We start from the raw sequence: 14657 nt of genomic DNA on the forward strand, positions 1-14657 counted from the left end.
GATAAATCTTTCGACTTAACTTTTCAACGAGTGCCCACACAGATTGCATGGTCAAATTGTTAAAGAACAATACTGATTTGGTTGCTAGCCAATGGCTTGCTCCGTGTCAGTGAGGTCGCATTATAGGAGTATTTTCTTTGCTGACAATATTTTTTTGATAAAAAAAAATCGTTTGAATATTTTTTATTCAAAACGACTTTTAAAAGTATTTATTGACAAAAATTTAGGCAGGTTAATCAAACTCACTGTATTTAGAAACTGCTGTTTTAAGGGAAACCGCTTGAGATATACCACGGCGATCAGCCCAACTTACTGTGACATCAATTGTTCTTAATGCGCCAGATAGAGATAAGTTAGAAGCATCACACGTTAACGTATAAATAGAACCGCTAGTTAATGTACTGGACAAACAATAAGTAGAATCAGCCATACTCGCAAATGGGATCAAACCAGTAGCACCGCTAACGTTACTTGCTCGCCTTTGGTAATACTCCATTTGTGATTCAGCTATATAAAGCGCATCTAACGTTTTTAATGCATTTTCAGACTTCACTTCCATATAAGCCTGCATTTTAACAAGACCTAATACTCCAACTGAAAGTACAGCTAGTGAAATAACGACTTCTAGTAGGCTAAAACCCTTTTGATTTTTATAGATCATTCCATGATCCTTTTTGCCATACAAATTTATAATGAGGATCTATAACTGAATCAATTTTATCTCTGTTGTATTTAAAACGTAGAGATTGATCAAAGTATGCTATATCTCCTGGACTATCAATAACCTGGCCTCCAGAGAAAATTAGTGACCCTCTTTGATGATAAACAGTTTTTCCTTTCTCTATGCCTGAAAACAATAAGTAATTACCAAAATGTGAATTTGCCTCAAAATTACTCCAAAAAGATTCAGATGGTATGAAGTTTGTATTCAAATGATAAAGCATGCCATTAATATAAACACCATCGCTTCCTGTATTAATAGCAAAAATGCCATTATGAACAAGTAACAATACAGGAGTTGAGTTATTAGATATCGCTTCATTAAGGTTACTTATTTCAGAACTTTTTATCTCACAAGAACCATCAATCCATAAACGCCTGTTTGAATTATTTTCTATCTCATTAGCAATTATTGTCCCACAGCTAGAAACCACCTTTCTTCCATCAATAATATCTGTATTACTGATAACAAAAAAATTCAAGTCAGTTTTAACCTTTTCCCAATTATCTCTATGCTCATTAAATAAATCATAAAATGGTTCTAACTTGTCATCATGAATGAAGTCATTAAGGAAAGGTCCATTCGTTGCTATATTAGTTTTATTATTTGTTTTACAATCACTTCCTTGGTTATCAAAATCATCATAGGGCTTTGTAATATTTACCCCATAATTTGTTCCGCCAGCTCGAGCGTTGAAAATATTCTTATATCTAATAGCTACACATTCCCATCCATCGGATGTTATTTCACCAGGGTCTACTGTTTCAAATAATGTACTTCCGTTTATATACATATCAGCAGATGATTTTAAAGCACCCGAGGAAGTTTTTCTTTTAGCTTTTACTTTCTTTATTACTTTTTTATATGCTAACTCAGAGAAACTACTTCTCATTACATTATTTGTTGATATATCTATCTCAGACAAATTTAATAATGACTCACAGTTACTAAACGAAGCTTTTGCTGCTGAAATATTACCAAGTTCTTTAATATAAGAAAATCCACAATCTAGGCCTCCTTCTGCAGCCCAATGAGCCTGCCTTGCTAGAACTTCATTTTGTGTACGCTTTATTTGATAAAATAAATTCTTATATGATGCTAATGAAAACAATAAGGCGACAATTAACAATAAGCTTGTAATTAATAATGTAGTCATTCCTGACTGCTGATATTTATTGCTCATTGCCAATTCCTAACTTTAACGTTTGTGAATTTTTCAGTATTTATTAACGTATTATTTTTCACTTCAGCCTTAAGTGTCATTGTAATATATTGACTAGTTGCAGAGGACGAACTTACAACTTCACTGCTAATATTAAAATCTATGACTTTTATACTCTTTTCATAAATAAGTGAGTTAGCATAACTAACAGAACATGCTGTTGTTGTATCAATAGCGGAGCTTAATTCTTTATAAACAATTTTATTTTCATCTTTATAATAAATTGAATAGTATTTCTGTGTGCCTGTTTTATCTTGATATGTATAAGCAAGACAATTATTTGATGAATTTATATATACTGTTTCACTTGCACCTGAGATTTTTAAGCTCGATGAACCACCTGATACATAACCCGCCCTTAACACATCTTCTTTGATAGAACGTAAAGCATCATTCACATCTTGCTGTAACATCAGTTCTAAAGAACGTTTATTCGCAGCATTATGTCCAGATAAAAAGACAGAGCCTACAATTCCTATAGCTAATAACCCAACAGCTGATGATATTAATAATTCAATTAAACTAAAACCTTTAGCATTGTTCATAACTACCCACCTTACCTGACGTCGTAGGTGCTATGATGCAACTATATATTCTCCCTGTTGGACTATATAAAACGGTTTTAAAAGTATAATCTCCTAAAGAATATGTATAATTTCCACCGATCGCAGTATCTGTTGGCTTCCCATATATTGGTTCAAAGTAAAAATTGTTTAATGTTGATGAAGCATCCAATGTTGCTAATTCAAAATTAGAACTTGCGACTAAACCTAATAAATTATTAGGGGGATTAGAACAATCACTACTACCAATAGCAGCACTAAGTGATGAAAATAAACACCATTGGGGAGCAGGAGAAGTCACTTTATGGATATATACATTACTACCTCTCATCACTGCTTCCGATTTTGCTTGCACTAAAAACCACTCAACTTCTGTTGCTAATCGCTTGATCTTATTGGTTTCAATTAATTGGCTAAAACTGGGCGCAGCCATTGCCAAAAGGACACTCATTACAGAGACTGCGATCACCAACTCCAACAAGGTAAACCCTTGCTGTCGTTTATGATGCTGATGTATGTAATGAAAATAGGAAGTCTTTTCGCGAGCCATTCCTCAAATCCCTTTTAATACGGCTCTCGATCCTTAAGAGCACCTTGATTCATAGATTAACATCAACGCAAAATAGCAAGGATAAGATAAAAATCAGATATCGATGGAACTCGTAAAATAAAGAGATTAAGGATGATGACTAAACAAAAAGGCGTGACTCTGATCGAGATGTTAATCGCCGTTGCGATTATTGGAGTGCTAACAGCGATAGCCTACCCTTCTTACCAATCTTATGTTTTGAAAGGACATAGAACGCAAGCAATGGGAGATATGATTAAAGTTCAGCTAAATCTCGAAGAGCACTTCACCCAAAATAGTAACTACAATTCACCAGTTATTAGTGGTAGTAATTGCACCATTTGCGATACAGACAGTAATCGTTACGCATTTAGTATATCGAGTGCCACAGGTTCTTATACAATCACGGCTACAGCAAAGTCTGATAAAGGGCAGAATCAAGATGAGTGTGGCAATTTAACCCTGAATCAAAATGGTACAGGTACCCCTGCTTCTTGTTGGTAAGTCGAAAAGATTAATAGGCACAAAAAAGCCGACATCACGTCGGCTTTTAAAATTCACTGTTTAACTACTTTTAGTGAGTTAAATCATCAAAAAACTTCTTCACACCTTTGAAGAAACCTTCTGATTTTGGTTTGTGCTTACTTGCAGCTTTACCACCAAACGTTTCTTCAAGTTCTTGAAGCAATTCTTTTTGACGTGAGCTTAAGTTAACAGGCGTTTCCACCACTAACTTACAAATAAGATCGCCCGTCATACCGCCACGAACAGAATCAACACCTTTACCACGCATACGGAACATACGACCGGTTTGCATTTCAGCGGGTACTTTCAAGCTGACACGGCCATCAAGGGTTGGAACTTCAACTTCCCCACCTAATGCCGCCATTGTAAAGCTTACAGGTACTTCACAATGTAGGTTATTGCCATCACGTTGGAAAATGTTGTGTTCTTTTACATGTACTTGTACGTACAAGTCACCTGCTGGAGCGCCAAATTCACCCGCTTCCCCTTCGCCAGTAAGACGAATACGGTCGCCAGTATCAACACCTGCAGGAATTTTAACGGATAACGTTTTGGTTTCTTCTACACGGCCTTCGCCATGACACTTATTACATGGATCTTTGATAATTTGACCACGACCATGACAGTGTGGACAAGTTTGTTGAACCGCAAAGAAACCTTGACGCATTTGTACTTGGCCAGCACCGTGACAAGTACCACATGTTGTTGCTGATGAACCTTTTTTTGCACCAGAACCATCACAAGAGTCACAACCTACCAAGGTAGGTACACGGATTTCTTTTGAACAACCGCGAACAGCTTCTTCTAACGTCAGTTCCATGTTGTAACGAAGATCTGAGCCACGCTGTGCGCGTTGTTGACGACGACCACCGCCACCACCAAAGATATCGCCGAACACATCACCAAAAATGTCGCTAAAGTCTGCACCGCCGCCGAAGCCGCCGCCACCGCCGCCCATTCCACCTTGTTCAAAGGCTGCATGGCCGTACTGATCGTAAGCTGCGCGTTTTTGGCCATCAGTTAGAATTTCATAAGCATATTTAACTTCTTTGAATTTCTCTGCTGACTCGTCGTCACCCTGGTTACGGTCGGGGTGGAACTTCATTGCTAAGCGCTTATAAGCCTTTTTAATGTCACGCTCACCTGCGTCACGGGCTACGCCTAGCACTTCATATAAATCACGTTTAGACATAACTTGATTGTCACCTGGCTAGATATAGTTACGGGCGTTAGAGTAACCTCAAACGCCCGTAATTTAAATAAGATGTTAATTAATAGATATTAATAACGTTCTTATTTGTTGTCTTTAACTTCTTCAAACTCAGCATCAACAACATCGTCGTCTTGCTTAGCTTGTTGCTCACCAGCGCCATCAGCTTGTTGAGCTTGTGCTTTCTGTTGAGCGATTTCCATTAGCTTTTGAGAAGCAGCAACTACAGCTTGAACTTTCGCATCAATTGCTTCTTTATCTTCGCCTTTACGTGCTTCTTCTAGTTCAGCAACAGCAGCTTCGATTTTTGCTTTCTCATCAGCAGGAAGTGCGTCACCCGCTTCTTCGATTTGCTTACGAGTACCGTGAATTAGCTGGTCAGCTTGGTTACGAGCAGTTACTAACTCTTCAAACTTTTTGTCGTTTTCTTTGTTAGCTTCAGCTTCTTGAACCATTTTCTCGATATCAGCATCGCTTAGACCACCAGACGCTTGGATAGTGATCTTCTGCTCTTTACCTGTAGTCTTATCTTTTGCAGATACGTTTAGGATACCATCAGCATCAAGGTCGAATGTTACTTCGATTTGTGGCATACCACGAGGTGCAGGCTGAATGCCTTCTAGGTTGAATTGACCTAGAGACTTGTTGAAGCTTGCTTGCTTACGCTCACCTTGAATTACGTGGATAGTTACCGCGCTTTGGTTATCTTCAGCAGTAGAGAACACTTGGTTCGCTTTTGTTGGGATAGTTGTGTTCTTCTCGATAAGCTTAGTCATCACGCCACCCATGGTTTCAATACCAAGAGATAGTGGAGTAACGTCTAGAAGTAGAACGTCTTTAACATCACCAGCAAGTACACCACCTTGAACAGCAGCACCTACAGCAACCGCTTCATCAGGGTTAACGTCTTTACGTGGCTCTTTACCAAAGAACTCAGTTACTTTAGCTTGAACCATAGGCATACGAGTTTGACCACCAACTAGGATAACATCAGTGATGTCACCAACAGTTAGGTCAGCATCAGCTAGCGCAACTTTTAGTGGGTCTAGAGAACGTTGAACTAGGTCTTCAACTAGAGATTCTAGTTTTGCACGAGTCACTTTGATGTTCATGTGCTTAGGACCAGTTGCATCTGCTGTAATGTAAGGTAGGTTTACATCAGTTTGTTGTGCAGATGATAGTTCGATTTTCGCTTTTTCTGCTGCTTCTTTTAGACGCTGCATCGCAAGAGGATCGTTCTTAAGGTCGATGCCTTGATCTTTCTTGAATTCTTCTACTAAGTAGTTGATTAGACGAGTATCGAAGTCTTCACCACCTAGGTGTGTATCACCGTTAGTTGCTAGAACTTCAAATGTTTTCTCACCTTCAACTTCATCGATCTCGATGATTGAAATATCAAATGTACCACCACCAAGGTCGTAAACAGCGATAGTGCGATCACCACCTTGCTTGTCTAAGCCGTAAGCTAGTGCAGCAGCTGTTGGTTCGTTAATGATACGTTTAACATCTAAACCTGCAATACGGCCAGCATCTTTTGTTGCTTGACGCTGTGCATCGTTGAAGTAAGCAGGAACTGTGATTACTGCGCCAGTAACTGGTTCGCCAAGGTAATCTTCAGCTGTTTTCTTCATTTTCTTAAGAATTTCAGCAGATACTTGAGGAGCAGCCATTTTTTGGCCTTTTGCTTCTACCCATGCATCACCGTTGTCAGCCTTAACAATTTTGTAAGGCATGATTTCGATATCGCGCTGAACTTCTTCGTCTTCAAAACGACGACCGATTAGACGCTTGATTGCGAATAGTGTGTTTTCAGGGTTTGTTACTGCCTGACGTTTTGCTGGTTGACCAACTAGCGTTTCACCATCTTGAGTGTAGGCAACAACTGATGCTGTTGTACGCTCGCCTTCTGCGTTTTCGATTACACGTGGTTTGTCGCCGTCAAGTACTGCTACACAAGAGTTTGTAGTACCTAAGTCAATACCAATGATTTTACCCATCAGACTATCTCCGAAATTCGTTATATTTATTTGCTACACCTAGAACGGATTCTAAGGTTAGCGGTTCGGGCTTTACCCGTGACAAATATGTTTAATGTCTTATGACTACTAAATAAGGCCGCCAGAATGCTTTTCAAGGGTAAAACAAAAATATTTTCAAAAAAAATAAAAAAACCCACCGAAGTGGGCTTTTATACGCTAAAAGATAACAGTTATTACGCTTGAGTATTTACGTTACCTGCCGCAGCTTTAGATACCATCACCATTGCAGGACGGATCACACGGCCATTTAGCTCATAACCTTTTTGCATCACCATCATTACAGTATTTGGTGCAAAATCAGTGCTTTCTTGAATAGCCATCGCTTGGTGGAATTCAGGGTTAAACGCTTCACCTTGTGGGTTAATTTGCGTTAAACCAAATTTAGCAACGGTATCTGTCATTGTTTTAAGCGTTAGCTCAACACCTTCCATCATCGCTTTTGATGATTCATCAGTCTTGTCTGCCATCTCAAGTGCACGCTCAAGGTTATCAATAACAGGTAATAATTCTTCTGCAAATTTGTTTAATGCGTACTTACGTGCTTTATCAATTTCTTGCTCTGAACGACGACGAATATTTTCGCCTTCTGCGCGTGCACGTAATGCTGCATCTTTCGCTTCATTAGCTTGTGCTTCACTTGACAGTAACGCCGCTTCTAGCTCAGCAATGCGAGATTCGTATAGTTCTTGTTCTGATTCAACAAACTCACCCTCTACAGCTTCTACTTCAACAGCGTCAACTGCATCATTTAGCTGCTCATCCTGTACATTGTGGTTTTTGTTAGTCATGCGTTGGTTCTCCGCCAAGATAATTGGGTATGTATAATCAGCAGTAGGCCATTCTACGCCACTACTTTTCAACAGTCTTGGGCATATTATGGGGATGAAGTTCAATGATTCAACCCAATATTGATAACAAACAGCGACAAGTTATTTTTTCTAAGGCTATACTGCCCTCACTATTAGATGTTGGAACAAAGAGATGACGCGAATTTTTGACACCATTGCGTTAATAGGTAAACCACGTAACCCTGATGCATTACAGACTCACATGAGCCTATATCAATGGTTAGTGGCACAAAACTACACCGTGTTACTCGATCATCGTCTATCAGATGATCTTGAGATCCCTGAACAGTGTTTTTGTGATTTGCTCACCTTAGGTGAAAAAGCCGATCTTGCCATTGTTGTAGGTGGTGACGGTAATATGCTGGGCGCAGCACGTGTTCTCTCTCGTTTTGATATTTCCGTCATTGGTGTGAACCGCGGTAACCTTGGTTTTCTTACCGATCTTGACCCAGATGATTTTGAAGAACCGCTTAGTCGAGTACTCAAAGGCGAATTTATAAAAGAAGATCGCTTCTTGCTTGAAGCAGAAGTGCATCGTCATGGACAAGTTAAAAGTCGAAATGCCGCATTAAATGAAGCCGTACTTCACCCAGATAAAATCGCTCATATGATCGAATTTGAAGTCTACATTGATGATTGCTTTGCTTTCTCACAGCGTTCTGATGGGTTGATTATTGCGACACCAACAGGCTCGACGGCTTATTCATTATCAGGCGGTGGTCCAATCTTGTCACCGAGTTTAAATGCGATAGCCCTAGTGCCAATGTTCCCACATACGCTTTCTTGCCGCCCCTTAGTGGTTGATGGCGATCGCTGTATTAAGCTGCTGGTTTCACCTAACAATGGTAGTACGCTTGAAGTCAGCTGTGATGGGCAAGTCTCTTTACCTGTTAGCCCTGGTGATGAAATCCACATTTACCAAAGTAAAGACAGGTTGCAGCTGATCCACCCCAAAGATTACAGCTACTACAACGTGCTAAGAGGAAAGCTAGGTTGGTCAAGCCGTCTTTTCTGATCCTAAATTATCCTTCAGTAGAATAAAAACTTTCATAAAGCCAGCCTCGCACTGGCTTTATTTCTATCTGCATTTCATAAACTTAACCTAAATCAAATTTTTCAGCATATTTTTTCACCCAACACTTTACTGGTTATAGATACAGTATATACTGTATGTAAAAACAGGTGTTGATTTAAACAGGTGAACACATGCTGGCACACATGACTATCTCTAACTTTGCCATTGTTAAAACGCTTCAATTTGAACTTAAACCCGGTATGACCACCATTACAGGTGAAACGGGGGCAGGTAAATCCATCGCGATCGATGCACTTGGCTTATGCCTTGGTGATCGTGCAGAAGCAACTATGGTTCGTCCTAATGAAGATAAAGCAGAAATATCTGCCGCTTTTTTACTGGCCAATAACCAAGCCGCTCGACGTTGGCTAGAAGATAACGATTTAATGGATGGCGAAGAATGTATCTTACGTCGTGTGATCACCAAAGAAGGTCGCTCTCGTGGCTTTATTAATGGCAGCCCAGTTCCTGCTTCACAGCAAAAAGCATTAGGGCAATTGCTGATCAACATTCACGGACAACATGCCCACCAGCAATTAATGCGTCCTGAATATCAGCAGCACATGCTAGATCAATATGCAGGCCACCATTCGTTACTTGATAAAACCCGTAAAACGTATCAACGCTGGCGTCAAGCGCATAATGAATTAAAACGCTTAACCCAAAGCCGCGAAGAAAACGAAGCACAAAAACAACTATTACAGTATCAAGTAAAAGAATTAGATGAGCTCGCACTCGGTGAAGAAGAATTCAACGAGATAGAAGAAGAGCACAAACGCTTATCAAATAGTGGTGAATTAGCGGTTGCAAGCCAAACGGCATTATCAATGCTTTATGACAATGACGATGGTAACGCGCTGCAACTGCTTCAAATGGCATCTCAACAAGTGTGCAATTTAGGTGAATATGACAATAACCTAAATGTGATCCCACAAATGCTTGAAGAGGCCATTATTCAAGTACAAGAAGCAAGCCAAGAACTCCGCAGCTATCTTGATAATTTGGATATGGATCCACATCGCTTGATCTATTTAGAAGAGCGCTTAGCTAAAATCATGTCGATGGCGCGTAAACACTACGTGATGCCAAACGAATTATACCAAAAGCATCAAGATCTACTTAAAGAGTTAGATAACCTTGATTGTAGTGATGAACGTTTAGAAGAAATGGCAGAAAACGTAGAAGCATTACGCCAAAAGTGCCTTCTGGCTGCCGAAAAGCTAAGCAAAAGTCGCCAACGTTATGCGAAAGAGCTAGATCAAAAGATCTCTGAAAGTATGCATACGCTTAGCATGGAACACGGTGAGTTCTCGATTAATATCACCAGCGATCCTGAACGTATGCTAAGCCCTATTGGTTATGACAGTATTAGCTTTTTAGTTTCAACCAACCCAGGTCAGCCTTTACAGCCGCTAGGTAAAGTCGCATCAGGGGGTGAGCTTTCACGTATATCACTTGCAATTCAAGTGATCACAGCGCAAAAAGTAGAAACACCAAGTCTAATTTTCGATGAAGTCGATGTGGGTATCAGTGGACCAACCGCTGCGATTGTCGGAAAAATGCTAAGAACCTTAGGTGAATCAACCCAAGTCATGTGTGTCACACACTTACCGCAAGTTGCAGGTTGTGGGCATCAACACATGTTTGTGGCGAAAAAAACAGCGGAAGGACAGACAGAAACGAATATGCGCCCACTAACAGAAGAAGATCGTATTGCTGAATTAGCGCGCCTGCTTGGTGGCAGCGAAATTACAGAACGAACATTAGCCAATGCAAAAGAGTTACTCATTGCAGCTTGATTAAGTTTCGCTTATTTTGCGGTTATGAAATAAACTAAGACACAGATGCAACTATTACGAGAAGTAATAGTCGAATATCAAAATTATTTACTTTTTTTCTTTACCGCTTTTTACTTCTGCATAGACCTTGTTTATCATCGCAGCAGTTAAAGCTAAAAAGCCAGGATGCTATGACTTGGAAAAATATTGCAGCCCTAACCCTAGCGTTGGGCTTACTTAGTGGCTGTTCAATCGCTGAACGTTTGGTCTATCGTATTGATATAGACCAAGGCAACTACGTAGAACAAAAAAGCGTTGATATGCTTCGTGTCGGTATGACAAAAGCACAAGTTCAATATGTTCTGGGCACACCTATGTTGGTAGACCCAAGTTACCCAGACAGATGGAACTATATCTTCTATGAAAAGAACGGCCATGATAAGCCGATCCAGAAGAATCTGATTTTAACTTTCAACCCACAAGCCCAGCTTGTTAGTATGAAAGGAGATTTCAAACAAGGTGCTAACTTCATGGATCCTATGAATCAATAGCCTTGTTATACGCATAACAAAAAAGCTCGCTGATGCGAGCTTTTTTATATCTAAAAAATGGCTATATTAAGGTTTATTTGTTTTTATCCGCTTCTAATTTAGCCTGCTCTGCGCGCTTACGGCGGATCTCACGGGGATCTGCAACTAATGGGCGATAAATTTCAATTCTATCCCCTTCCCTTGCTGTACTATCTAGCTTCACATTTCGGCTATAAATCCCAATTTTATTCTTCTTTAAGTCAATATCAGGATACATGGCTAAAATGCCAGATTGTTCGATTATTTCTTGAATGGGCGTATCAGCAACAACTGCTAGTTTTAACACGCGCTGCATATTGGGTAATGCGTAAACAACCTCAACATGGATTAATGGTTGATCAGAATGCATAAACTTCTTTTGCTCGCTGAGTAAAGGCCTGTACCATACTACCGGTTAGATCGCGGAAGATTTTACCAAAAGCCGCATCTATCAAACTGCTAGTAAATTCAAATTCAAGGTTAAGCTCAATTTTACATGCCGTTGAATCTAATTCTGTAAACGTCCACCCACCCACTAACTTACGGAAAGGGCCATCGACTAACTGCATATTAATTTGATTAAAATCGACCAATTTATTATGCGTAACAAATGTTTTTCGAATACCCGCCTTCGCAACATCAACCGATGCCATCATATGACTTGTCGAACTTTCAATAACTTTACTGCCAGCACACCCGGGTAAGAAAGCTGGATAAGATTCTACATCATTTACAAGTTCAAACATTTGCTGGGCACTAAACGGAACTAGTGCAGAGCGACTAATCTGCGGCATAGTTTCTCCTTCATCGAACAGACAGCTCTTTAGGCTCAAAGCCATTGCGCTTAAAGAGACGGCACTATAATACCATTACTCAGCGATCTGCCAAAATAGCTATTGTTACAAGCTTTAAATATGGTAACTTCAATAGCTTATTCGACCAGAAAAATCACCTATATTAGATTTTGTTCTGGGACAGCAACAATGACTCGATGAGGTCAACATGGCTAAAAAACCAAAAAAAAGTAGCAATACGATTGCCAAAAATAAAAGCGCTCGATTCGAATTTGCCATCGGTGATGAATACGAAGCCGGTATGGTTCTACAAGGATGGGAAGTAAAAGCTATCCGTGACGGTAAAGTAAACATGACAGAAAGTTATGTTTTCTTACGTAACGGTGAAGCCTTTATTTCTGGCTTAACCATTTCTCCATTAAATGCAGCATCGACCCACGTGGTTGCCGATCCAACACGCGTACGTAAGCTATTGCTTAACCGCCGCGAACTTCGAAAGTTAGCGGATTCAGTAAACCGTGAAGGTGATACTATCGTTGCCCTAAACATGTACTGGAGCACCTCTTTTGTAAAAATCAAAATTGGTACTGCTCGTGGTAAGAAATTGCATGACAAACGCGCTGATAGTAAAGCGAAAGATTGGCAGCGCGACAAAGCAAGAATCTTGAAGGGTAATAACCGTTAAGTTACTTAGTACAACATGATGTTAGCATTTGAATAGTAATCAATCACTTGGTCATTGAATTATAATATACCTGTTGACCTAGTTAATTATTCTGCTAACATCAAACGCATCTGGGGCTGATTCAGGATTCGACAGGATCACGAAGGCTTGTGGAGCATGTCGAGGTGCGGTTTGCCTCGTTAAACAGCCGCAAAAAAATAGTCGCAAACGACGAAAACTACGCACTAGCAGCTTAATACCCTGCTAAGAGCGCTCCTGCCCTAGCTTCCGCTTGTAAGACGGGGAATAACAGGGGTTCAAACCCAAACGAGATAGCGAGGGATTCTTTGACTAGAGAGATGAACCGCGAAATAGAATTCTGGTATGTATTAGCATAGCGTGTCAATTCGCAGTGTGGATACGAGAATAAAGATTGACTAAACATGTAGCGCCATCTGTTAGACTGATTTTGGACGCGGGTTCAAATCCCGCCAGCTCCACCAAATTCGTATACGAAGACATCCTAGGATGTCCTAAAAGCCTCCTAAATCACTGGTTTAGGAGGCTTTTTTGTACCTGTAGTGTCCATTACTGTCCACCAGCATCCACACCTTTTGGTATTCCACGTGGTATTCCAAGCTTTTTGGAGTACAATTTTGGAATACCATTAGCAACGGAGGCTAGTAATCATGGGTACTAAGGCAGTACGACTCAACCAAAAGCAAATTGAACACGCCAAACCAAAAGAGAAAGATTATGTATTCTCTGATGGTGACGGCTTACAACTCAGAATCCGTACTAACGGCTCTCGCCTGTGGAACTTCAACTACCGCCACCCTGTTACTAAAAAACGAGTCAATATGGGGTTAGGTGCCTTTCCTGAACTCTCTTTAGCTCAAGCTCGAAAACTCACAATGGATGCTCGATCTCTTGTTACTCAAGGTATTGACCCTAAAGACTATCGTGAGCAACAAAAAATTGAAGAACAAAAAGTAAGTAAGCACACACTTATCAATGTATCAACTCAATGGTTTGAATTAAAGAAAGAGACTATTACTCCAGACTACGCAGAAGATATTTGGCGCTCGCTAGAACGACACATATTTCCACAAATTGCTAACTACCCTATATCTCAAATCACAGCCCCAATGATCATTGCTATTTTGCGTCCTATTGAAGCGAAAGGCAGTTTAGAGACCGTAAAGCGTTTAACTCAACGTCTTAACGAAATCATGAACTATTCGGTTAACTGCGGATTAGTAATTTCTAATCCTTTAAGTGGTATTAAAGCCGCTTTTAAGAAACCGAAAAAAGAAAACATGGCATCACTCAAACCTGATGAGCTTCCAGAGCTCATCAATGCAATTGCTAACGCTTCTATTAAGCGAACGACACGTTGTTTAATAGAATGGCAACTTCACACTATGACACGCCCAGCAGAAGCTTCTAGTACCCGTTGGGAGGAGATAGATTTAGAGTCTAAGATCTGGACAATCCCGCCCGAACGCATGAAGAAACGCAGAGAACACCGTATTCCTTTGACAGAACAAGCACTCTTACTACTTGAAACGATGCAACCAATTAGTGGACATAGAGAATTTGTCTTTCCTTCAGATAGAGATCCTAAAAAGCCATGTAATAGCCAAACAGCAAATATGGCTCTTAAACGTATGGGATTTTCAGGAAGGTTAGTCAGTCATGGATTACGTTCACTTGCGAGTACTACGCTCAATGAGCAAGGTTTTGAGTCTGACTTAATTGAAGCGGCACTAGCTCACGTGGACGATAACCAAGTACGCAGTGCATATAACCGCACTGATTACTTAGAAAGACGTATACCAATGATGATTTGGTGGAGCGGGCATATAGAAGAGGCTGCACAAGGCAGCCTCTCTGTGACAGGAGCAAAACAATTGAAGGTTGTTAGTCAATAAGAGCCCAAGTTATATCCTCATGATATTACTAATAAAAATTGATAATAAATGTACGCAAAAATATTTATTTCGTTGAGAGAGCTGACACTTTTCTGGCGTTATATCTCATCAAAGAATGAGAAAATTACTACTGATTATTCTTATTTA

Annotated in this window: 15 protein-coding genes and 1 other RNA gene; 7 read left to right on the plus strand and 9 right to left on the minus strand. The window is 40.0% G+C overall.

The features are described from left to right. Positions 1-232: 232 nt before the first annotated feature. From C9J40_RS09715 to C9J40_RS09730, 4 genes are read right to left on the minus strand one after another with little or no spacing between them, the layout of a single operon-like run. Positions 233-661 (minus strand): prepilin-type N-terminal cleavage/methylation domain-containing protein, encoded by a 429-nt coding sequence (locus C9J40_RS09715; RefSeq protein ID WP_107246688.1) that lies wholly within the window; start codon positions 659-661, stop codon positions 233-235. Then, positions 651-1904 carry a hypothetical protein gene (locus C9J40_RS09720; RefSeq protein ID WP_107246689.1) on the minus strand — a complete coding sequence of 418 codons (1254 nt, stop codon included), beginning with the start codon at positions 1902-1904 and terminating at the stop codon, positions 651-653. The genes C9J40_RS09715 and C9J40_RS09720 overlap by 11 nt, the downstream gene beginning before the upstream one ends. Next, positions 1901-2488 (minus strand): PilW family protein, encoded by a 588-nt coding sequence (locus tag C9J40_RS09725; protein ID WP_107246691.1) that lies wholly within the window; start codon positions 2486-2488, stop codon positions 1901-1903. The genes C9J40_RS09720 and C9J40_RS09725 overlap by 4 nt, the downstream gene beginning before the upstream one ends. Then, positions 2475-3056 carry a GspH/FimT family pseudopilin gene (locus C9J40_RS09730; RefSeq protein WP_107246693.1) on the minus strand — a complete coding sequence of 194 codons (582 nt, stop codon included), beginning with the start codon at positions 3054-3056 and terminating at the stop codon, positions 2475-2477. Before C9J40_RS09730 ends, C9J40_RS09725 begins: the two co-directional genes overlap by 14 nt. Before the next feature lie 132 nt (positions 3057-3188). On the opposite strand from C9J40_RS09730, the gene C9J40_RS09735 reads away from it, so the two are divergent. After that, positions 3189-3578 (plus strand): type IV pilin protein, encoded by a 390-nt coding sequence (locus tag C9J40_RS09735; protein ID WP_107246694.1) that lies wholly within the window; start codon positions 3189-3191, stop codon positions 3576-3578. A gap of 70 nt (positions 3579-3648) precedes the next feature. On the opposite strand, the gene dnaJ is transcribed toward C9J40_RS09735, so the two are convergent. From dnaJ to grpE, 3 genes are all read right to left on the minus strand, one after another. Beyond that, positions 3649-4791 carry a molecular chaperone DnaJ gene (dnaJ, locus tag C9J40_RS09740; RefSeq protein ID WP_107207320.1) on the minus strand — a complete coding sequence of 381 codons (1143 nt, stop codon included), beginning with the start codon at positions 4789-4791 and terminating at the stop codon, positions 3649-3651. A 101-nt stretch (positions 4792-4892) separates the two neighbouring features. Continuing rightward, complete coding sequence (gene dnaK / locus C9J40_RS09745; protein WP_105059567.1) at positions 4893-6806, minus strand: molecular chaperone DnaK; 1914 nt, start codon at positions 6804-6806, stop codon at positions 4893-4895. Positions 6807-7021: 215 nt separating this feature from the next. Next, positions 7022-7636, minus strand: coding sequence for a nucleotide exchange factor GrpE (gene grpE / locus C9J40_RS09750; RefSeq protein ID WP_107207319.1), 615 nt, complete (start codon positions 7634-7636; stop codon positions 7022-7024). Positions 7637-7829: 193 nt separating this feature from the next. Here grpE and nadK point away from each other — a divergent pair, with 193 nt between their 5' ends. From nadK to bamE, 3 genes are all read left to right on the plus strand, one after another. Then, a complete protein-coding gene (nadK, locus tag C9J40_RS09755) occupies positions 7830-8711 on the plus strand; it encodes an NAD(+) kinase (RefSeq protein ID WP_107207318.1) in 882 nt (293 codons plus the stop codon). Between the two features lie 191 nt (positions 8712-8902). Continuing rightward, positions 8903-10570 carry a DNA repair protein RecN gene (gene recN, locus C9J40_RS09760; RefSeq protein WP_107207317.1) on the plus strand — a complete coding sequence of 556 codons (1668 nt, stop codon included), beginning with the start codon at positions 8903-8905 and terminating at the stop codon, positions 10568-10570. Between the two features lie 170 nt (positions 10571-10740). After that, the gene (gene bamE, locus C9J40_RS09765; RefSeq protein ID WP_105059564.1) at positions 10741-11100 is read left to right on the plus strand and encodes an outer membrane protein assembly factor BamE; all 360 of its coding nucleotides are present in this window, start codon (positions 10741-10743) and stop codon (positions 11098-11100) included. Between the two features lie 73 nt (positions 11101-11173). Here bamE and C9J40_RS09770 read toward each other — a convergent pair whose 3' ends face one another. Both C9J40_RS09770 and C9J40_RS09775 read right to left on the minus strand, forming a co-directional pair. Continuing rightward, positions 11174-11488: an RnfH family protein gene (locus tag C9J40_RS09770; RefSeq protein ID WP_107207316.1), complete on the minus strand. Its 315-nt coding sequence runs from the start codon at positions 11486-11488 to the stop codon at positions 11174-11176. Then, the gene (locus C9J40_RS09775; protein WP_107207315.1) at positions 11478-11912 is read right to left on the minus strand and encodes an SRPBCC family protein; all 435 of its coding nucleotides are present in this window, start codon (positions 11910-11912) and stop codon (positions 11478-11480) included. The genes C9J40_RS09770 and C9J40_RS09775 overlap by 11 nt, the downstream gene beginning before the upstream one ends. Positions 11913-12120: 208 nt before the next feature. Between C9J40_RS09775 and smpB the strand changes: the two genes are divergently transcribed. The 3 genes from smpB to C9J40_RS09790 all read left to right on the plus strand — a co-directional run bounded on the left by smpB (position 12121) and on the right by C9J40_RS09790 (position 14510). Beyond that, positions 12121-12597, plus strand: a complete 477-nt coding sequence (gene smpB, locus C9J40_RS09780) for an SsrA-binding protein SmpB (protein ID WP_105059562.1) — start codon at positions 12121-12123, stop codon at positions 12595-12597. Between the two features lie 112 nt (positions 12598-12709). Then, positions 12710-13079, plus strand: a transfer-messenger RNA (tmRNA) gene (gene ssrA / locus C9J40_RS09785). A gap of 186 nt (positions 13080-13265) precedes the next feature. Further along, positions 13266-14510 (plus strand): integrase domain-containing protein, encoded by a 1245-nt coding sequence (locus C9J40_RS09790; protein WP_107246696.1) that lies wholly within the window; start codon positions 13266-13268, stop codon positions 14508-14510. The last annotated feature ends 147 nt before the right edge of the window (positions 14511-14657 follow it).

Source organism: Photobacterium sp. GB-72, assembly GCF_003026095.1.
Classification (GTDB): domain Bacteria; phylum Pseudomonadota; class Gammaproteobacteria; order Enterobacterales; family Vibrionaceae; genus Photobacterium.

Excerpts from the sequence above, each read along its gene's own strand:
- C9J40_RS09715 (WP_107246688.1), bottom strand. The coding sequence starts at position 661 with ATGATCTATAAAAATCAAAAGGGTTTTAGCCTACTAGAAGTCGTTATT.
- C9J40_RS09720 (WP_107246689.1), bottom strand. The coding sequence starts at position 1,904 with ATGAGCAATAAATATCAGCAGTCAGGAATGACTACATTATTAATTACA.
- bamE (WP_105059564.1), top strand. The coding sequence starts at position 10,741 with ATGACTTGGAAAAATATTGCAGCCCTAACCCTAGCGTTGGGCTTACTT.
- grpE (WP_107207319.1), bottom strand. The coding sequence starts at position 7,636 with ATGACTAACAAAAACCACAATGTACAGGATGAGCAGCTAAATGATGCA.
- C9J40_RS09735 (WP_107246694.1), top strand. The coding sequence starts at position 3,189 with ATGATGACTAAACAAAAAGGCGTGACTCTGATCGAGATGTTAATCGCC.
- C9J40_RS09790 (WP_107246696.1), top strand. The coding sequence starts at position 13,266 with ATGGGTACTAAGGCAGTACGACTCAACCAAAAGCAAATTGAACACGCC.
- C9J40_RS09725 (WP_107246691.1), bottom strand. The coding sequence starts at position 2,488 with ATGAACAATGCTAAAGGTTTTAGTTTAATTGAATTATTAATATCATCA.
- smpB (WP_105059562.1), top strand. The coding sequence starts at position 12,121 with ATGGCTAAAAAACCAAAAAAAAGTAGCAATACGATTGCCAAAAATAAA.
- C9J40_RS09770 (WP_107207316.1), bottom strand. The coding sequence starts at position 11,488 with ATGCATTCTGATCAACCATTAATCCATGTTGAGGTTGTTTACGCATTA.
- C9J40_RS09775 (WP_107207315.1), bottom strand. The coding sequence starts at position 11,912 with ATGCCGCAGATTAGTCGCTCTGCACTAGTTCCGTTTAGTGCCCAGCAA.
- recN (WP_107207317.1), top strand. The coding sequence starts at position 8,903 with ATGCTGGCACACATGACTATCTCTAACTTTGCCATTGTTAAAACGCTT.
- C9J40_RS09730 (WP_107246693.1), bottom strand. The coding sequence starts at position 3,056 with ATGGCTCGCGAAAAGACTTCCTATTTTCATTACATACATCAGCATCAT.
- dnaJ (WP_107207320.1), bottom strand. The coding sequence starts at position 4,791 with ATGTCTAAACGTGATTTATATGAAGTGCTAGGCGTAGCCCGTGACGCA.
- nadK (WP_107207318.1), top strand. The coding sequence starts at position 7,830 with ATGACGCGAATTTTTGACACCATTGCGTTAATAGGTAAACCACGTAAC.
- dnaK (WP_105059567.1), bottom strand. The coding sequence starts at position 6,806 with ATGGGTAAAATCATTGGTATTGACTTAGGTACTACAAACTCTTGTGTA.